Annotated in this window: 21 protein-coding genes; 11 read left to right on the top strand and 10 right to left on the bottom strand. The window is 44.8% G+C overall.

Annotated elements, in window-relative coordinates:
- Window positions 1-202 precede the first annotated feature (202 nt).
- The 3 genes from recJ to xerD are packed head-to-tail and all read right to left on the bottom strand — an operon-like array spanning window position 203 to window position 3,662.
- Window positions 203-1,939: a single-stranded-DNA-specific exonuclease RecJ gene (recJ, locus tag ACQEXT_RS16445; RefSeq protein ID WP_331416911.1), complete on the bottom strand. Its 1,737-nt coding sequence runs from the start codon at window positions 1,937-1,939 to the stop codon at window positions 203-205.
- A 39-nt stretch (window positions 1,940-1,978) separates the two neighbouring features.
- Window positions 1,979-2,725 carry a thioredoxin fold domain-containing protein gene (locus ACQEXT_RS16440; RefSeq protein WP_426952960.1) on the bottom strand — a complete coding sequence of 249 codons (747 nt, stop codon included), beginning with the start codon at window positions 2,723-2,725 and terminating at the stop codon, window positions 1,979-1,981.
- 40 nt (window positions 2,726-2,765) lie between these two features.
- Complete coding sequence (gene xerD, locus ACQEXT_RS16435; RefSeq protein ID WP_269377546.1) at window positions 2,766-3,662, bottom strand: site-specific tyrosine recombinase XerD; 897 nt, start codon at window positions 3,660-3,662, stop codon at window positions 2,766-2,768.
- A gap of 164 nt (window positions 3,663-3,826) precedes the next feature.
- On the opposite strand from xerD, the gene fldB reads away from it, so the two are divergent.
- A complete protein-coding gene (fldB, locus tag ACQEXT_RS16430; RefSeq protein WP_138971381.1) occupies window positions 3,827-4,348 on the top strand; it encodes a flavodoxin FldB in 522 nt (173 codons plus the stop codon).
- Here fldB and ampD read toward each other — a convergent pair.
- The gene (gene ampD / locus ACQEXT_RS16425) at window positions 4,333-4,899 is read right to left on the bottom strand and encodes a 1,6-anhydro-N-acetylmuramyl-L-alanine amidase AmpD (protein ID WP_426952961.1); all 567 of its coding nucleotides are present in this window, start codon (window positions 4,897-4,899) and stop codon (window positions 4,333-4,335) included. The two genes, fldB and ampD, sit on opposite strands and share 16 nt — an antisense overlap.
- A gap of 132 nt (window positions 4,900-5,031) precedes the next feature.
- Here ampD and nadC point away from each other — a divergent pair, with 132 nt between their 5' ends.
- The 8 genes from nadC (at window position 5,032) to yacG (ending at window position 12,052) form a co-directional block, all read left to right on the top strand.
- Window positions 5,032-5,919, top strand: coding sequence for a carboxylating nicotinate-nucleotide diphosphorylase (gene nadC / locus ACQEXT_RS16420; RefSeq protein ID WP_138971383.1), 888 nt, complete (start codon window positions 5,032-5,034; stop codon window positions 5,917-5,919).
- 199 nt (window positions 5,920-6,118) lie between these two features.
- Window positions 6,119-6,565 (top strand): pilin, encoded by a 447-nt coding sequence (locus ACQEXT_RS16415; protein WP_138971384.1) that lies wholly within the window; start codon window positions 6,119-6,121, stop codon window positions 6,563-6,565.
- A complete protein-coding gene (gene pilB / locus ACQEXT_RS16410) occupies window positions 6,565-8,256 on the top strand; it encodes a type IV-A pilus assembly ATPase PilB (protein ID WP_426952959.1) in 1,692 nt (563 codons plus the stop codon). The genes ACQEXT_RS16415 and pilB overlap by 1 nt, the downstream gene beginning before the upstream one ends.
- Before the next feature lie 9 nt (window positions 8,257-8,265).
- The gene (locus tag ACQEXT_RS16405) at window positions 8,266-9,495 is read left to right on the top strand and encodes a type II secretion system F family protein (protein ID WP_426952958.1); all 1,230 of its coding nucleotides are present in this window, start codon (window positions 8,266-8,268) and stop codon (window positions 9,493-9,495) included.
- A 43-nt stretch (window positions 9,496-9,538) separates the two neighbouring features.
- Entirely contained in the window at window positions 9,539-10,408 is an 870-nt protein-coding gene (locus ACQEXT_RS16400) for a prepilin peptidase (protein WP_426952957.1), read from the top strand.
- 1 nt (window position 10,409) lies between these two features.
- Window positions 10,410-11,018 (top strand): dephospho-CoA kinase, encoded by a 609-nt coding sequence (gene coaE / locus ACQEXT_RS16395; protein ID WP_426952956.1) that lies wholly within the window; start codon window positions 10,410-10,412, stop codon window positions 11,016-11,018.
- 34 nt (window positions 11,019-11,052) lie between these two features.
- Entirely contained in the window at window positions 11,053-11,793 is a 741-nt protein-coding gene (zapD, locus tag ACQEXT_RS16390) for a cell division protein ZapD (RefSeq protein ID WP_331416923.1), read from the top strand.
- Between the two features lie 64 nt (window positions 11,794-11,857).
- The gene (gene yacG / locus ACQEXT_RS16385) at window positions 11,858-12,052 is read left to right on the top strand and encodes a DNA gyrase inhibitor YacG (RefSeq protein ID WP_269377476.1); all 195 of its coding nucleotides are present in this window, start codon (window positions 11,858-11,860) and stop codon (window positions 12,050-12,052) included.
- A 286-nt stretch (window positions 12,053-12,338) separates the two neighbouring features.
- Here the strand turns inward: yacG and rplS are convergent, their stop codons facing one another.
- The 5 genes from rplS to ffh form a co-directional block, all read right to left on the bottom strand.
- Window positions 12,339-12,692 carry a 50S ribosomal protein L19 gene (gene rplS / locus ACQEXT_RS16380; protein ID WP_138971390.1) on the bottom strand — a complete coding sequence of 118 codons (354 nt, stop codon included), beginning with the start codon at window positions 12,690-12,692 and terminating at the stop codon, window positions 12,339-12,341.
- A gap of 44 nt (window positions 12,693-12,736) precedes the next feature.
- On the bottom strand, window positions 12,737-13,477 hold the full coding sequence (gene trmD / locus ACQEXT_RS16375) for a tRNA (guanosine(37)-N1)-methyltransferase TrmD (protein ID WP_138971391.1): 741 nt from the start codon (window positions 13,475-13,477) through the stop codon (window positions 12,737-12,739).
- 25 nt (window positions 13,478-13,502) lie between these two features.
- A complete protein-coding gene (gene rimM, locus ACQEXT_RS16370; protein ID WP_138971392.1) occupies window positions 13,503-14,051 on the bottom strand; it encodes a ribosome maturation factor RimM in 549 nt (182 codons plus the stop codon).
- Between the two features lie 26 nt (window positions 14,052-14,077).
- A complete protein-coding gene (gene rpsP / locus ACQEXT_RS16365; RefSeq protein ID WP_004410028.1) occupies window positions 14,078-14,326 on the bottom strand; it encodes a 30S ribosomal protein S16 in 249 nt (82 codons plus the stop codon).
- Window positions 14,327-14,532: 206 nt separating this feature from the next.
- Window positions 14,533-15,921 carry a signal recognition particle protein gene (gene ffh / locus ACQEXT_RS16360; RefSeq protein ID WP_269377480.1) on the bottom strand — a complete coding sequence of 463 codons (1,389 nt, stop codon included), beginning with the start codon at window positions 15,919-15,921 and terminating at the stop codon, window positions 14,533-14,535.
- A 208-nt stretch (window positions 15,922-16,129) separates the two neighbouring features.
- Between ffh and ACQEXT_RS16355 the strand changes: the two genes are divergently transcribed.
- Together ACQEXT_RS16355 and ACQEXT_RS16350 are read left to right on the top strand one after the other, a co-directional pair.
- A complete protein-coding gene (locus tag ACQEXT_RS16355; protein ID WP_138971394.1) occupies window positions 16,130-16,924 on the top strand; it encodes a cytochrome C assembly family protein in 795 nt (264 codons plus the stop codon).
- Window positions 16,925-17,046: 122 nt separating this feature from the next.
- Complete coding sequence (locus ACQEXT_RS16350; protein ID WP_138971395.1) at window positions 17,047-18,318, top strand: HlyC/CorC family transporter; 1,272 nt, start codon at window positions 17,047-17,049, stop codon at window positions 18,316-18,318.
- A gap of 77 nt (window positions 18,319-18,395) precedes the next feature.
- On the opposite strand, the gene rpoS is transcribed toward ACQEXT_RS16350, so the two are convergent.
- Complete coding sequence (rpoS, locus tag ACQEXT_RS16345) at window positions 18,396-19,376, bottom strand: RNA polymerase sigma factor RpoS (RefSeq protein WP_331416929.1); 981 nt, start codon at window positions 19,374-19,376, stop codon at window positions 18,396-18,398.
- Window positions 19,377-19,401 lie beyond the last annotated feature (25 nt).

Here is a 19,401-nt window from a genome sequence, read left to right as displayed (position 1 = left end):
AAGCGAGAAGCGAGAAGCGAGAAGCGAGAAGCGAGAAGCGAGAAGCGAGAAGCGAGAAGCGAGAAAATCTTGGAAGGTTGACGTTAAAGCGTCAACCTTTTTTCTGCATTTGAGATATAAGTCCTTAACATAAACCTCAGTATTATAGGCTTACTAAGCAGTTGAAGCGCTCACCTTTCGGAGCACGAAGTCCGGTCTCGCCCTACTTCGCCTCGATATGATCTATCATCAACTGCAGCGACTGATTACCACGAAACTCATTGATATCGAGCTTATAAGCTAAGCGAACCGTTTTAACTGATGCATCAGGCCAACGACGCAAGTCGACATTAAAGGCAATACCATCGATCAGAATGTTGGTCGGATGGCCTTTATGCAAAGGCTCGAGCATTAGTTTGAGGTGTTTTTCCCCCACCAGCTTTTGATGCAAAACTTTAAACTCTCCATCAAAAACAGGCTCGGGAAACGCCTGCCCCCAAGGACCACCTGAGCGCAACATTTCAGCAATATGCATTGAGAACTCCTCTGGCGCCAATTCGCCATCGGATAAAATCACACCTTTGAGCGCTGCATCATCTAAGTCCTGTTTTACCGCCTCATCGAATAACTGAGAGAAACGTGCAAAGTTTTTTTCCTCGATGGTTAAACCTGCCGCCATTGCATGGCCACCAAACTTAATGATCATTCCAGGATTCTGGGTATCAATGCGATCCAATACATCTCTCATGTGCAAACCGGGAATTGAGCGACAAGATCCCTTTATCGTCCCCTCACCTCCATCAGCAAACGCGATGACCGGACGGTGAAACTTTTCTTTGATACGTGAGGCCAGAATACCGATCACGCCCTGATGCCAGTCTCTTTGAAACAACACCAAACCATGTGGCATATCAGTTTCACCGAATTGCAGACGCTCACAGAAAGCCATCGCTTCCTGTTTCATGCCTTCTTCGATCTCTTTTCGTGTCTGATTCAGACCATCCAGTTCACTCGCCATACGACGAGCAGCATGAATATTGTTACTCAACAGCAACTCAACGCCAAACGACATGTCATCCAAACGTCCAGCCGCATTGATGCGCGGCCCTAGGGCGAAGCCGAAGTCAGACGCAACCAGCCGACGAGCATCACGCTTGGCTACCTCGATTAAGGCTTGAATACCTGGTCGCGCTTTACCTGCACGAATCCGCTGCAAACCTTGATGAACTAAGATTCGGTTATTTTCATCCAGTGGCACCACATCGGCAACCGTGCCTAATGCCACTAAATCAATCAGTTCCATCAGCTTCGGTTCAGCCATTCCTTGTTGGGTAAACCAACCATTTTTGCGCATATGTACACACAGCGCCATCATCAAGTAGAAGGCAACACCAACGCCCGCCAAAGCTTTAGAGGGAAAAGCGCACTCCTGCAAATTAGGATTGACCATTGCGTCAACCTCAGGCAACTGATGACCCGGAAGATGGTGATCAGTGACGAGAACCTGTAGACCTTGTTGCTTCGCATAGCGAACACCTTCAATCGATGATACGCCGTTATCGACCGTCATGATGACCTCTGCACCAAGCTCAATCGCTTGGTCGACCACTTCAGGGCTGAGGCCGTAGCCATCTTCAAACCGGTTTGGTACCAAGTAATCAACATTGCTTGAGCCAAGCATACGCAACGCCAGTACAGATAACGCGGAACTGGTAGCGCCATCGGCATCAAAATCACCAACAACAATGATGCGTTTGTTGGCTTGCAATGCGTTAAACAGCAACTCAACCGCTTTATCTATCCCATGTAACTTTTGATACGAATGTAATCCGCGGGCGGTGGTTTCCAACTGTTCGATGCTACGGATACCACGGGATATGTATATGCGCTTCAGTAAAGGAGCGATGGAGTCAGGAAGTAAACTTAAATCAGCTTCAGGTCTGCGTTGAATTTCTATCATAATAAATATTAGAGCCTCTAATTAGAGGCTCTTTTCAAATCATTGAGTTTGTTGAAGACGTTGGAGTAACTGTGCAGGAGGAAGATACCCTCCGACCATTTCACCATTTGGAAGGAAAATCGCTGGTGTACCGCTAATACCTAACTCACGTCCCAGTGCAAAGTGCTGCTTGATGATTTGCTGGTATTTCGCATAGTCCTCGCCTTGCTCAGGAAACTCACGATTCACTTTTCCGTTATGCATCGCTGACTGAGGATCTTTTGCGCCCCAGATTGCCGCCATTTGATCAGCAACAGAACCCGTCGCACCTTGGCGAGGGTATGCCATGTAGCGAACAGTAATACCAAGTTCGTTGTAACCCTTCATCTGGTTGTGCAGGCGAACACAGTAACCGCAAGTAATATCAGTAAATACGGTTACAACATACTTCTCGTTATCCGCCTTGAACTCAATCATACTGTCTTTGAATGCTTCAATCTTCGCCGCATTTAGGGGCGCCTGACGCTTAGCAAGAACATCTTCATATTGACCTTCTGCATCCAGCTTATACAAGGTACCCGCTAAAAAGTAATCACCCGATGGCGTTGCAAATAAAACACCACCACTGGTTTGAACTTCAACCAAACCTTCAACTTCAGCAGGAACCACATCTTTGACTTCAAGACCAAGCTTGGCAAAACGCTGCTCAAGCTGTTCCTTGTCAAACTTAACTTCAGCGGCAGAAACGGTCTGAGTAGCCAAAATAAATGGTAATGTCAGTAACGTCATTCGGCGTAATACGCTCATTCAATTCACCTTAAATCAATCATGTTATAACCAAGAGACACTATGCTCTTGGGTGGTGTTCACTATGCAGCTGCTTCAATCGCTCCGTCGCTACATGAGTATAAATTTGTGTTGTCGACAAGTCACTATGCCCCAATAGCATCTGCACGACACGCAGATCAGCACCATAGTTGAGCAAATGTGTCGCAAAAGCATGTCGTAAAACATGGGGAGAAAGCTGCTCAGTATCAATCCCGGCTAACACAGCATAGTGTTTGATTCGATGCCAAAATGTCTGGCGCGTCATTTGACGAGCTCGCTTACTCGGGAAAACGACATCCGAAGTTGTTTCTCCAAGTAATTCAGACCTACCTTGCTGCAAAAAAGTTTCAATCCACTCGATAGCATTTTCACCCAGCGGAACTAAACGTTCCTTGCCACCTTTACCTGTGATTCTTACCACCCCTTGTCGCAGACTGATGTTTTCCATTGTCAGACTGACGAGTTCAGTGACACGCAATCCAGTAGCGTACAATAACTCAAGCATCGCTTTGTCACGTAACTCCATTGCATCATTGGGATCTGGCGCATTGAGAAGTGCTTCAACTTGTTCTTCACTTAAGTCTTTGGGTAATCGTTTTGGCAGTTTGGGACTGATGAGTAGTGCACTGGGATCATCACCGCGAATTTTTTCTCGGTGTAGATACTGAAAAAGACGACGAATCGCTGATAGCATTCTTGCTCGCGAGGTTTGTTTATAGCCTGAGTCAGCGAGCCAAGACTGATAGTCTTGAAGTCCAGAGAGGCTGATAAAATCGAGACGATAGTTGTTTGCTGCCATCCACTTCAATAGTTTTACCAGATCATTACGGTATGAATCTAAAGTGTTTTCTGACAACCCTCTCTCCATCCACATTGAATCTAAAAACTGCTCAACTATTCCTTGATCAGGTGACATTTGTTCAGACACAGCAAACCTCTTTATTTCGTTATGCGCTCAAATGTAAGTTCCTAAGAGTAATAAAGCTATAAAAATTCATCCTACCGACGGATATTCGCTGCAAAGCTCGCCATTTTGTGTTTAGAATTCACCATCAATTCTCCAATACAGAAAAGAATACTATGAAAATCGGTCTATTTTACGGCTCAACCACTTGTTATACCGAAATGGCAGCAGAGAAGATCCGTGCCATTATTGGTGAAGACCTTATTGATATTCACAATGTTAAACAAGCGTCTCTGTCTTTAATGGCTGACTATGATTTTCTGATTTTGGGGATTTCAACATGGGATTTTGGCGAAATCCAAGAAGACTGGAACGAACTTTGGGATCAAATAGAGAGCCTGCCACTGACAGGAAAAACCGTTGCTCTGTTTGGTCTGGGCGATCAAGAAGGTTACGGCGAATGGTATTTAGATGCCATGGGCTTTCTGCACGATGAAGTGAAAAAAGCGGGGGCTAACGTCGTTGGATATTGGCCAAACGATGAAAACTATCAGTTTGAAGCTTCGAAAGCTCTCACCGAAGACAAAAGCCATTTTGTCGGCCTTGCACTAGATGAAGACTCACAATATGAGTTAAGTGATGAACGTATCGCTACTTGGGTTGAGCAAATTCTGGTTGAATATCAAGAGACGCTGTAGCTATCCATAGAACGCAGTCCGTTCCTAAACCTAGTCCAATCAAACACTAGCCCAGGGTCTGTCTTACGCAGTGGCGCTATATACTGATGTCCTGTGATGCGCGGAAGTGTGATTAAAGGATACTCGTGCTGAATCTGCTGAGTTAGTTCAGTCAATGCTTGATATTGCGCATCGGTGTAGGCGACAAAGTCACTGCCTTCTAGCTCAATGCCTATCGAATAATCGTTACACTTTTCACGCCCAGCAAAGCTCGACTTTCCCGCATGCCAAGCTCTAGCTGTAAATGGAACAAACTGTACGACCTCACCATCACGACGAATTAAGCAGTGCGCCGAAACCCCCATTTGATGGATGACCTTAAAGAATGGGTGCTGCTCAGGATCCAACTTGCCAGTAAAAAACTGCTCAATATAAGGACCACCGAACTGCCCAGGCGGGAGGCTGATGTTATGTACCACCAGCAAAGAGATGTCTTGAGGCTCGCTTCTTTGATCGAAGAATGGAGATTCAACTCGTCGCGCTTTACTGTACCAACCCTGCTCATCAATCATTTTGCTGCTCGTCATATTATCAGTCCTCACGATTTTATCTGTTTGACCATGAAATGCGAGATTAATGGCTGAATTTCACTCTCAGTCAGCGTATCATGCCCACCTCTTGTCCAACTGCGTATTAGATTTGCGATGAAAAACACACACAATAGCCAAGAACGTCTCGAATATTTGAAACAACAACTTCCCCTAGAGATCTCCCGAGCAGTCGCGGATACCATCAAAGAAGATCTTGGTGGCACACTTGACCCTGCTGCTGATATTACCGCAAGTCTAATTCCCGCAGATGCCCACAACGAAGCAACCATTATCACCCGCGAACACGGTGTCTTCTGTGGCAAAGCTTGGGCTGATGAAGTGTTTAAGCAGCTAGGTGGCGAAGTCACCATCGAATGGAATGTCGAAGATGGTGACAAAGTAGAGCCAAATCAGGTTCTTTGTACTCTTTCAGGTCCTTCGCGCGCGCTACTTACAGGTGAACGTAACGCGATGAATTTCATCCAAACACTTTCTGGCTGTGCAACTACCACCGCTCAATATGCTGAAAAGCTGGAAGGTACTGGCTGTCGTTTACTTGATACCCGAAAAACCATTCCAGGTCTACGCAGCGCACTAAAATATGCGGTCGCTTGTGGTGGTGGCTTCAACCACCGCATCGGAGTTTTCGACGCCTACTTGATTAAAGAGAACCACATCATCGCCAACGGTGGTATCACGCAAACAATCAAAACGGCGAAAGAGCTAAATCCAGGTAAACCTGTCGAGGTTGAAACAGAAAGTCTTGCTGAGCTACAAGAAGCGATTGAAGCAGGTGCAGACATCATTATGTTGGATAATTTCACAACCGATATGATGCGCGAAGCCGTTAAGATTAATGCCGGTCGTGCCGCACTAGAAAACTCCGGTAACGTCACTTTAGAGACTCTACGTGAGTACGCGGAAACGGGTGTGGATTACATCTCTGTTGGAGCATTAACTAAACATATCAAGGCGATGGATCTTTCCATGCGCTTTAAATAAAAACATCAGCACTAACTGATCACAATAGAGGCCTTCAAGCCTCTATTTTTTTCCCACAACGTCAAATCCTTCTGACACTTATGTGCAAAAAAGGATTATTTTGCTCTCTTCTTGTCCAGAACAACTCACTGCTACATACCTTATCCATTCTCTCCCTCGTATTCTTTTGCCACACCCCAAAAAACTAGAGATGAGAAAGATGGCAACGAAGCAAAAGAATAAAGGCTTTACCTTAATCGAATTGATGGTCGTTGTTGCGATTGTGGCGGTACTTGCAACATTAGCGATCCCCAGTTATCAAAACTACGTAACCCGCGCTCATGCCAGTGAAATGCTCAATGCATCCATGACCATCAAGACTGCGGTTTCCATTTGTCTCATCCGAGGGGAGCCCAATTGCACCTCTGGTAATGGCGACGTTCCTTTAGCACAAGATCTTGGCGACTTTTCAGTCGCGTCAATTACCGACGCAACAAGCGGGCGACAGAGAGTGCGAGCGTCAATCAATCCCTCAAAAACAAAAGGTAGGTTAAAAAATGGTGATATGGTGGACTTAATCCCTGAAGTGTCTTCTGGGGGAGTGATATGGAGTGTTGTATGCACATCGATTGATGGTACTGCGGATAACTGGTGCCCTAAAAACTAATGCTAACCACATTGCCTTCAATATTAAGACAAGCAAGTATTCTTAATCACCAACAAGAATCCTTACTACTTAATCACATCAAAGCTTCTGGTCAGTCGGTACCCGAAGCTTTGATATCATTGAAGTTATTGAGCTCTGGTCAGCTAACTAAAGTGCTCTCCCAGCTTTTCGAGCAGCCAGAAACCAACCTCGAACAATTTGAATATGCGAAGTTGTGTAACACGCTAGGCTTAAGGGAACTCATCACACGATTTTCTGCGTTACCAATTGAGCAAATTGGACAAGTTCTAACGGTCGCCGTCACCGATATTACACATAGTGAAATTGAAGAGGAGTTTCGTTTTGCTACCGGATTTCAAATAGATCTCGTGTTAGCCGACTTCCAACAACTTCAAGGCGCTATACGGCGCGTTTATGGAAAAGCAGACGTCACTCTGCACGCTAATTTTGGACGGGACATTAATGAGCAGGAACTGGCTTCATTGGTTGACATTACTCAGGAGGAAATGGCATCGGTTGAAGATCTTAGCCAAGATGACGCGCCTGTAAGTCGCTATATCAATCAGATCCTTTTAGATGCGGTCAGGAAAACCGCTTCAGATATTCATTTCGAGCCCTATGAACAATCATATCGTGTCCGTATGCGTTGTGATGGGCTACTGGTAGAAAGTCAGCAGCCACCTCATCATTTAAGCCGACGACTCACCACCCGACTCAAAATACTTGCCAAGCTCGATATTGCGGAGCGACGGCTTCCGCAAGATGGCAGGATAAAACTGAAGCTAAGCCAACAAGCAGCAATAGATATCCGAGTGTCTAGCTTACCGACATTATGGGGAGAAAAAATTGTGGTTCGTCTGCTAGATAGTCGTTCTACGACCCTCGACCTTGATTCACTGGGATATACGCCTCATCAAAAGCAGATCTATCTTCAAGCCCTCAACAAACCTCAAGGACTCATTGTGGTTACAGGACCGACAGGAAGCGGGAAAAGTGCCTCCCTGTATACTGGCTTAAAAATTCTCAATACCCCCCAGATTAATATCTCCACAGCAGAAGACCCGGTAGAGATCAACCTAACGGGTATTAACCAAGTTCAGATTCAACCGCATATCGGTCTCGACTTTTCTAAAACTCTTAGAGCATTTCTGCGCCAAGACCCAGATATTATTATGGTGGGTGAAATACGAGATCGTGAGACAGCAGAAATTGCCGTTAAGGCCGCTCAAACGGGCCATCTGGTATTAACCACGCTTCATACCAATTCCGCTTCCGAAGCCGTTTCTCGATTAAAAAATATGGGGATTGAATCTTATAATCTTTCTTCATCGCTGAGTCTGGTGATTGCACAACGCCTCGCTCGCCGTCTATGCCCTCACTGCAAACAACACCTCAATCCGTCAGCGTCTATAAGAAAACAGTTTGAACTACCAGACGACGCCACTCTCTACCAAGCTCACGAGCAGGGATGCAGTGAATGCACTAACGGTTATTCTGGCAGAGTAGGACTCTATGAGTTGATGGCATTCAACGAGACTTTACTTAATGCGGTCGGTGCTGAGAGAAGCAGTCAAGAAATTGAAAACCTTGCCAGAGAACAAGGCATGATGACTCTGAAACAAGCGGGTGTGGAAAAGCTGCTCTGCGGAATCACAAGCTACCAAGAACTTCAACGTGTGCTCTATTTATAACGTGGAGAAATGATGACGCTTAAACACCGACCTCAAATAAAAGCCTTTATCTGGAAAGGCATCAACCACTCTGGGTCAAGAGTTACGGGACGTAGTTTTGCCTATAGTGACTTCGAGGTAAGACGTGAACTCAAGCTGAATCATATAAACGAGATTCAAATAACCGTACGTCCATTATCCATGGTCGAACGCTTCACTCAGCAAGTAAAAGCGAAAGATATTACGATTGTGACCCGTCAAATCGCGACTATGCTCTCCACTGGCATGCCGATTATCTCAGTCCTTAAATTGGTCGCAACGAACCAGAACAAAGGAGAAATGAAATCGATACTCATGAAACTTTCCGCAACAATTGAAGTCGGCGTTCCTCTGTCTCAGGCACTGGGGATGACCAGCGTTCATTTTGATCCTATGTATCGCGATTTAGTGGTAACTGGAGAGCAGACCGGCAAACTCACTGACGTATTTGAGCGATTGGCCAGCCATAGAGAAAAATCCGATCAACTCAAATCCAATGTGGTTAAAGCATTAATATACCCAAGCATGGTAGTACTAACCGCTCTAATCGTCTGTTACTTAATGCTGACACTGGTTATCCCTCAGTTTGAATCTATATATGCTGGCTTCGGAGCCGACCTTCCTTGGTTAACTAAGCAGGTACTGCACATATCTTCGCTCAGCCAAGATTATCTCTGGGTGATCTTGCTACTCTTCTTTCTAATCTGTCTGGCTTTCAAGTCTGTTAATAAGCGCTCTACGCGCTTCACCTTACTATGGAATCAATGGCTACTCGCTACACCTATCCTTGGCAAAGTACTAGGACAAGCCGCCATCGCTAGATTTAGCCGCACAATGGCGACAAGCTTTAGCGCTGGCCTACCTATTCTTTTATGTTTGGAAACGGCGGCGCGAACAGCGGGAAATCTCTACTATCAAAAAGCACTGGAGCGTGTCACGACAAACACTGCATCGGGTATGCCGATGTATGTCGCGATGAGACAGTGTGAAGCATTTCCAGAAATGGTTTTACAAATGGTCATGATTGGTGAAGAAGCAGGAAAATTGGATGATATGCTCAACAAAATAGCGGATATATACGAGGCAAGCGTAGAAAGTAGTATTGACACCCTTGGCAAAACGCTAGAGCCACTTATCATCATTTTCCTTGGCTCGACAGTCGGAGGGCTAGTTGTGGCAATGTACCTACCAATCTTTAACTTAATGAATGTCTTAGGGTAGTATACTCAGGATATATGTGTGAAATTGGACAGTTGACTCCTATATGGACATTTTTGACTTCAATCCTTGGCTTTTCCCTACTTTGGCGACAGTGTTTGGTCTGATCATTGGTAGCTTTCTCAACGTGGTTATTCATCGCCTGCCGCTCATTATGGAACGGGAATGGCGTCATGAATGTGCTGAAAGCTTTCCTGAGTACAATATCGAGCCACCACAGGGGACTTACAATCTGAGCGTACCACGCTCGAGCTGCCCAAAGTGTCAAACGCCGATTCGTTTCGTTGATAATATTCCTATCGTCAGTTGGCTGATACTCAAAGGTCAATGTCATCAATGTCATGCGAAAATTAGTGCACGTTATCCATTGGTGGAGCTGCTCAGTGCTGCGCTCTCATTCTTGGTTGCCTATCAACTTGGCTTCAGCTATTTCACGATTGCCCTAATTTTCTTCACCTTTGTTCTGATTGCAGCCACATTCATTGATCTCGATACCATGCTGCTTCCCGATCAACTCACCCTACCTTTGACTTGGGCCGGTATCCTACTCTCTCTGCTCCACATTAGCCCTGTATCACTGCAAGATTCAATTATAGGCGCGATAGCTGGTTACCTATCTTTATGGTCTGTTTATTGGTTATTCAAATTGATAACTGGCAAAGAAGGCATGGGGTATGGTGACTTCAAACTTCTTGCGGCGCTGGGGGCTTGGCTGGGATGGCAATATCTGCCAATGGTTATACTGCTATCTTCTGGCGTAGGACTCATTTTTGGTTTAATCCAACTCCGACTGAAGCAACAAGGTATCGACAAAGCATTTCCATTTGGCCCGTACCTAGCTATCGCAGGCTGGATTTGTATGATGTGGGGAAATAACATTTTGGATTGGTATCTGAGCAATTTTCTAGGAATTTAATATGACACTCGTCATCGGGCTCACTGGCGGCATCGCGAGTGGAAAAACAACCGTCGCAAATATTTTCCACCAAGAATTTGGAATTGAAATTGTTGATGCAGATATCGTCGCTCGTCAGGTCGTAGAGCCAGGTAGTGATGGATTACAGCAGATTGCGCAACATTTTGGACCTGAAGTTATTCAATCAGATGGTGCGTTAAATCGTGCTAAGCTGAGAGAAATTATCTTTGCCGATCCCACTCACAAGGAGTGGCTTAACAACCTACTCCATCCAATGATCAGACATAAGATGCTAAACGATCTTGCAAATGTCCGCTCTGAATACGCACTGCTTGTCATTCCATTGATGGTAGAAAATAACCTGCAAACCTTAGCTGATAAGGTGATTGTGGTGGATGTCGACCCAGAAACTCAAATTCAGCGTACGGTTAAACGTGATCACGTAGACATCGAGCAAGCCAAAGCAATTCTTGCCTCTCAAGCGACACGCGAACAGCGACTCGCTATCGCCGATTACGTGATTAAAAATAATACAAAAAACCAAAAACTTTTGTATCAAATCACAGAATTACATAAAAAGTTTCTAGAAATATGTAGGGTAAATCTGTGAGAATAAAGGATGAAGAATCCAGAGCTGCCGATTAATGACAACGCATTATTTTGAACATCCACTGAACGAGAAAACCCGTATATATTTGAGGGTTGAGGCTTTACTCAACCAACTAAATATTGCCGCTCAGTTCAGCGATAATATGCAGCATCTGATCTTCTACCGTTCACTGTTTGACTTACTGGAAATCTTTGAACAGATTCAGTTGAAAAGTGAGTTGGCTAAAGACATCGAAAAGCAGCGCCTCGCTTACCGTTCTTGGTTAAATGTCGAAGGCGTCGATCAAGAGATGCTGCGAGAAGTTCTGAACGAAGTTGATAGCGTTCACAGTGAACTGATGGCCGCCGAGCGTTTTGGACAAAGTCTCAAAGAAGATCGCTTTCTTAGCGCCATACGCCAAAGGTTTAATCTTCCTGGCGGCTCATGCTGCTTTGATCTTCCGGCTCTCCATCATTGGCTACACCTACCACTTGAGCAGAAAAAAACTGATGCTCATCAGTGGTTGAGTACCCTTCAACCCCTAGCAAAAGCACTGAATCAGTGGCTAAAACTAACCCGAGAAGCTGGCCATTTTAGAACCATACATGCTAACTCTGGTTTCTACCAAAGTGACGCTGACGAAGCCAATATCTTACGCCTTGAAATACCAATGCATTTCGGCGTCTATCCTATGATTTCGGGCCATAAGAACCGTTTTGCGATTAAATTTATTGAATTCAAAACAGGCCAAGCTTCCATCGCGAACGTTGAATTTCAACTTGCCGTTTGTTGCTAAACACAATCACTAGTTAACGCGTTATACTACTTCAATACTATTTTTGGGTATTTAGAGAACCATCATGTCAAAAATTACTACCGTACCCTGCCCTCAATGTGGCACCGACGTTATTTGGGGAGAGCAAAGCCCTTACCGTCCATTTTGCAGTAAACAGTGCCAAATGATTGATTTTGGCGAGTGGGCTGACGAAGAAAATACGATTCCCGGCGCACCGGATATGTCAGATGCTGACGGTTGGTCGGAAGACCAATATTAAGTAGCGAGTAGCGAGTAGCGAGTAGCGAGTAGCGAGTAGCGAGTAGCGAAAATACTAAACATTGAAGAGCTGATGTGAAAACATCGGCTTTTTTCTTGCCTATCTTTCTATATTTTATAGCGATATGCGCAGGAGAATTTTACGAGAGCAAGAAGGAGGAACGGAGTTTACGCCAGTAAATGAGTACCGACGCCGACGCTATCGTGAAATGCCACCAGCATAGTGCCTAAAATAAAAAAACGGAGCCATATGGGCTCCGTTTAATATGAGAACGCTAGTTATAGCATTACTTCTTAGCAAGTTTCTCTTTGATACGAGCTGACTTACCAGAACGCTCACGTAGGTAGTACAGTTTGGCACGACGTACTGCACCGCGGCGTTTAACTTCAATGCTATCAACCATTGGAGAGTGTGTTTGGAACGTACGCTCTACACCTTCACCGTTAGAAATCTTACGTACTGTGAATGCAGAGTGTAGACCACGGTTACGGATTGCGATTACAACGCCTTCGAAAGCCTGTAGACGCTCACGCTCACCTTCTTTTACCTTAACTTGAACAACAACTGTGTCACCAGGTGCGTAGTTAGGTAGGTCTTTTTTCATTTGCTCTTCTTCAAGAGCTTTGATGATGTTACTCATTTTCAATATTCCTAGAATAAACTGATACTAAATTTAATAGGTTACTAAGTTCGAGATTCAGAAATGAACTCGGCTAGTAATTGTTCCTGTTCGTCAGTCAGAGCTAGGTTTTCCAGGAGCTCTGGTCTTCTTAACCAAGTGCGGCCTAACGACTGTTTTAGTCGCCAGCGACGAATATCCCTATGGTTTCCAGATTTGAGTACCGCTGGCACTTCTTTACCATCTAGAACCTCAGGCCGCGTATAGTGAGGGCAATCTAACAAACCATTTGCGAAAGAGTCTTCTTCCGCTGACGCAAAATCTCCAAGCACACCCGGAACAAACCGAGAGACTGAATCAATTAGCGTCATGGCTGGTATTTCACCACCCGTCATCACAAAATCACCAATCGACCATTCTTCGTCGACTTCAGATTGAATGACACGCTCATCTACCCCTTCGTAGCGACCACAAATCAGAAGCAAGTTCTCGTTTGTTGCCAGCTCTTCGACACCTTTTTGGTCAAGTTTTCGACCTTGAGGTGACAGGTAGATTACCTTCGTCTTACCTGGTGATGCCTGTTTGGCTGCGTGGATAGCATCGCGCAAAGGCTGAACCATCATAAGCATACCAGGACCACCACCATAAGGTCTGTCATCGACAGTGCGATGTTTGTCGTGCGTGAAATCACGAGGATTCCATGTCTCAATCGACAAAAGACCTTTTTTAACCGCTTGACCTGTTACTCCGTAATCAGTAACGCTGCGGAACATCTCAGGAAATAGGCTAATTACGCCAACCCACATTGTTCAATCGCTCCGTTACTTGGAGTTAGAATCCAGGATCCCAGTCAACTTCGATCCGTTGAGCTTCGCGATCAATATGTTTGATCACTTGCTCTTCAAGGAACGGAATTAGTCGTTCCTTTTGCCCAAAAGCATCTTTTAGATTTGCTTTAATCACCAAAACATCGTTGGAGCCAGTTTCTAGCATGTCAGAGACAATGCCTAGATCGTAACCTTTATCGGTTACTACTTGCATACCAATCAAATCACGCCAATAGAACTCGTCTGATGGCAATTCTGGTAATACAGCAGGGTCAATAGAGATTTCAAAGTTAGTCATCAGTTGCGCGTCTTCACGTACATCAAGACCTTCCAGCTTTACCACCAAACCTTTGTTATGGCGCTTCCAGCTTTCTACTTTGTACTCGACCCACTTTTCACCTTGCTTGATAAACCAAGGAGTGTAATCAAATATGCTTTCGGTATTGTCTGTGTAGGAAAAAACCTTGAGCCAACCACGAATGCCGTAAGTAGCACCAAACTTGCCTACAACAATCTTTTCGTCACTCATTGTTTCTTTACCTTTCATCGACATAAGCTAATTTCTACTTCTAAAAAGAATTAAGCCGCTTTTTGAGCGTCTTTAACTAGCTTAGCTACGCGGTCAGATAGAGATGCGCCTTGACCAACCCAGTGGTTAACGCGATCTAGGTCTAGACGTAGACCTTCTTCTTGACCTTGAGCTGTTGGGTTGAAGAAACCAACTTTCTCGATGAAACGGCCAGTTGCTGCATTGCGGCTGTCCGCTACTACGATTTGATAAAATGGACGCTTTTTAGCGCCGTGACGTGCCAAACGAATGGTTACCATGTCGTCCTCTTTGCTTTCTCAAAAATAAAATTAACCCCAGAAACCATTTATCTCTAAATAGTTTGGGGCTCGTGCCAAAATAAAGCTCCGGAATTTTACTCTTATTCCGGAGCAATGCAAGGTCTTTAGCTACTTTTTCACCAACATAAAACGAGTTCTAAGTTTGTGACACAGCTAACACCTTGAAATATTGTTGCTGACTAAGTTTAGCGACCAAATGGGTTGAAGCCACCGCCCCCCATTCCGCCCATGCCACCCATCATGCCTTGCATGTTACGCATCATGCCCTTCATGCCACCTTTTTGCATTTTCTTCATCATCTTCTGCATCTGGGTGAACTGTTTCAGCAAGCGGTTAACGTCTTGTACCTGAGTACCTGAACCCGCTGCGATGCGCTTTTTACGTGAGCCTTTAATCAATTCTGGGCGTTGACGCTCTTTCATCGTCATAGAGTTGATGATCGCTTCCATCTGTTTGAACATCTTGTCATCAACTTTATCTTTGATGTTGTCTGGTAAGTTGCTCATACCTGGCAACTTATCCATCATTCCCATCATACCGCCCATGTTTTGCATTTGACCTAACTGTTCACGGAAGTCTTCGAGATCAAAACCTTTTTTCTCTTTAAACTTCTTAGCGAGCTTTTCGGCCTTTTCTGTATCTACGTTGCGCTGCAGGTCTTCAATCAAAGACAGTACATCGCCCATACCCAAAATACGAGAAGCAACACGATCAGGATGGAACGGTTCTAGTGCATCGGTTTTTTCACCGACACCTAAGAATTTGATTGGCTTACCTGTAATATGACGAACAGAGAGGGCCGCACCGCCACGCGCATCACCATCAACTTTTGTCAGGATGACACCCGTCAGAGGCAATGCATCACCAAATGCTTTGGCCGTATTCGCCGCGTCTTGACCCGTCATGGCATCAACAACGAATAGGGTTTCTACAGGATTAATCGCAGAGTGGAGGTCTTTAATCTCCGCCATCATTAGCTCATCTACTGCCAATCGACCCGCAGTATCGACAACAAGAACGTCGTAGAACTTTTTCTTTGCGTGATCAATTGCAGCATTGGCAATGTCAATCGGCTTCTGGTCAGCAGAAGATGGGAAGAAATCAACACCAACATCAGCAGCAAGGGTTTCTAGCTGCTTAATTGCCGCTGGACGGTATACGTCGGCAGAAACAACCAAGACTTTCTTCTTGTCTCTTTCTGTCAGTAGCTTAGAAAGTTTACCTACCGATGTGGTTTTACCCGCACCCTGCAAACCTGCCATTAAGATAACAGCAGGTGGTTGAGCCGCTAAGTTTAGCGCTTCATTTGACTCACCCATGACACCTTCAAGTTCATTTTGAACAATCTTAATGAACTCTTGGCCAGGAGTGAGCGATTTCGACACTTCTACACCAACGGCTGCTTCTTTAACGCGTTTAATAAAATCACGTACAACAGGCAATGCAACGTCCGCTTCAAGAAGTGCCATTCGCACTTCGCGCAACGTATCTTTAATATTATCTTCGGTCAGGCGACCTTTACCGCTGATATTTTTCAGCGTTTTGGATAAGCGATCCGTTAAATTATCAAACATCTTAGTCTCTTTACCTAGACGGTTTGCAAGGAGCTTCGCCCTTTAAAATGGCGACAAATTACTATGAGTATACCTTAGCCAACCCATGCTTGACACTGCCTAGATGAGTTTTGACCTCTCAAGTCACGCAAATGAACGAGATAAGTCATAGCTCAAGCCGTTGATGCAGGGTATAATTTGTTAAAAATCCACCAGCTTATAGAGAATAATGGACAACCTAATCGCCGTTGTTGCTGCAATACTCTATCTATTAGCGATTGCAACTATAGTCCCGGGCCTTGTTCACCAAACAGGCATCCGTGTCAAAACTGTCTTTGTCAGTGCATTTGTTGCGTTGGCATTTCATGCTTGGCTGCTTAGCGATCTCATTTTAGGTAGTTCGGGGCAGAATCTTAGTATTCTAAATGTCGCCTCACTAATCAGTTTTATCGTATCGCTGGTGATGAGCGGAGCGATGCTCAAAACTCGCCTGTGGTTTTTATTGCCAGTCGTCTACAGCTTTGCTGCGATTAATCTTATTGCTGCCGCTTATCTACCAAGCACCTTCATTACTCATCTTGAACAAGATCCAAAGCTGCTGATACATATCTCGTTCGCTTTGTTCTCCTATTCAACCTTGACCATTGGTGCACTGTACGCTCTGCAATTAGCTTGGCTTGATCATAAATTAAAAGCGAAGAAAGCGTTGGCGATTAATCCAAATCTGCCACCTTTACTTATGGTGGAGAGACAGCTCTTTAATATCATTTTGATCGGAAACCTGTTACTCACCGGAACACTTCTAACCGGTTTTGTCTTCGTGCAGGATATGTTCGCACAAGGTAAAGCACACAAGGGCATTCTTTCCTTCATTGCTTGGATTGTTTACTCAGTGCTTCTATGGGGCCACTATCGTAAAGGTTGGCGTGGTCGTAAAGTTACATGGTTTGCCGTCGCTGGCGCAACCTTACTGACCCTTGCCTATTTTGGCAGTCGCTTTGTTCGCGAGATAATCTTGAACTAGTTGATTAAGAAAGGTGCATCTGATGCACCTTTCTTTTACAATGTTCAGTTCTTTTTTTGAAATTGACTTCACTGACAAATTAGGTCATAAATTAACCAAACATAACAAGGAAAAGATAAGCTTTGGACGACATATCAACGGGTATCTTATTTGCGCTACTCGCGTGTCTTATTGTTATTTCAGGATATTTTTCAGGTTCAGAGACAGGGATGATGTCTCTAAACCGCTACCGACTCAAACACCTTGCCAACCATGGTCATAAAGGTGCTAAACGCGTAGAAAAACTGCTTGATCGCCCTGATCGACTGATTGGTTTAATCTTAATCGGCAATAACCTAGTAAATATTCTTGCCTCAGCGATTGCCACTATTCTCGGTATGCGTTTATTTGGGGATTTAGGCGTCGCTATTGCGACCGGTGCCCTCACCCTAGTCATACTCGTCTTCGCAGAAGTGACCCCGAAAACCCTTGCTGCTCTGTATCCTGAAAAGGTTTCTTACGCTAGTAGTATCTTGCTCACGATTCTAATGAAGGTGCTGTCACCTCTTGTTTTACTGGTCAATTTTATCACCAATGGTTTTATCCGCTTACTTGGCATAAAGGCAAACCACGGTGCCGAAGACCCGCTGAGCTCTGAAGAATTAAGAACCGTTGTAAATGAAGCCGGCAGTTTAATCCCTCGCCGCCACCAAGACATGCTGATATCGATTCTCGACCTAGAGCATGTCACCGTTAACGACATTATGGTACCTCGCAATGAGATTACCGGTATTGATATCAACGATGACTGGAAATCTATCGTACGTCAGTTAACCCACTCTCCGCATGGTCGAGTTGTTCTATATCGCGATAAGATAGATGAAGTGGTGGGTATGTTACGTTTACGTGAGTCTTACCGCCTGATGTTGGAAAAAAATGAGTCGACGAAAGAGACACTTTTGCGTGCGGCGGATGAAGTCTACTTTATTCCAGAAAGTACGCCTCTCAATGTCCAATTACTCAAGTTCCAACGCAATAAAGAGCGCATCGGTTTAATTGTCGACGAATATGGCGATATTATCGGCTTGATTACCTTAGAAGACATTCTTGAAGAGATCGTAGGGGAATTTACCACCTCTATTGCACCAAGTCTGTCTGATGAGATCAGCCCACAAGGTGATGGTAGCTTCCTGATTGAGGGCAGCGCCAATATCCGAGATATCAATAAAGGACTGAAGTGGTCTCTACCAACTGATGGACCTAGAACCTTGAACGGCCTAATCCTTGAGCATTTAGAAGATATCCCAGAAAGTCACCTCAGCGTGCAAGTATCTGGACACCCGATGGAGATCGTCGAGTTGGAAGAGAACCGCATCAAGCAGGTAAAAGTCTTTCCAAAACTGAAGTCGAAATAAATCGATTTCATTGAACCACATTCAAGATCAAAAAAGCCTTGGACTGACCAAGGCTTTTTAATACTCAGAGGAAAACGTTAGTCTTCAGTAACACTGAATAAGTTTTCCATATTCAGACCTTGCTTGATAAGAATTTCTCTTAATCGACGTAGGCCTTCTACCTGAATTTGGCGCACTCGCTCGCGAGTTAGATTGATCTCACGTCCTACTTCTTCGAGCGTTGAAGGCTCATAGCCAAGTAGGCCAAAGCGACGGGCTAACACTTCTTTCTGCTTAGGGTTAAGTTCGTCTAACCAATGAATCAGAGAATCTCTAATATCGTCATCCTGCGTGGAGACCTCTGGATCTGAGTTATTGACATCCGGAATGATATCCAGCAAGGCTTTTTCGCCATCCCCACCGATCGGTGTATCAACCGAGCTTATACGCTCATTCAAACGCAGCATCTTACTGACATCATCAACTGGCTTATCGAGTTGTGTTGCAATCTCTTCAGCGGTTGGTTCGTGATCGAGTTTCTGTGATAGTTCACGCGCTGTGCGCAGATAGATGTTTAGCTCTTTAACAACATGGATAGGTAAACGGATAGTGCGAGTTTGATTCATCAAAGCACGTTCAATGGTTTGGCGGATCCACCAAGTCGCATAAGTAGAGAATCTAAATCCACGTTCTGGATCAAATTTCTCAACCGCTCGGATCAAACCAAGATTGCCCTCTTCGATAAGATCTAATAGAGCAAGGCCACGATTGCTGTAACGTCGGGAAATTTTTACAACTAGACGCAGATTACTTTCTATCATGCGTTTACGTGCGGCCTCATCGCCACGAAGAGCGCGCCTCGCGTATAGAACTTCTTCTTCTGCTGTGAGTAGTGGAGAAAAGCCAATTTCGCCTAAGTAAAGCTGTGTCGCATCCAAACTTTTGCTTGATGCATCAAACTCTTCTTTGACGTCCTCAGTTAAATCTAATTTGGTGGATTCGGTAGTTTGAAACGTATCCATCGTTTCGTCACTAACTTCGAATGGTTCGACTTTCGTTGCTGCATTGCTGATACTCATAGCGCCTCCCCCTGGCGAGCTAGCA

Origin of the sequence: Vibrio sp. TRT 29B02 (assembly GCF_050113655.1) — a bacterium.
Taxonomy (GTDB): domain Bacteria; phylum Pseudomonadota; class Gammaproteobacteria; order Enterobacterales; family Vibrionaceae; genus Vibrio.
Note: the sequence above shows the minus strand (reverse complement) of the source record. Positions and strands in the feature narration are given on the sequence as shown.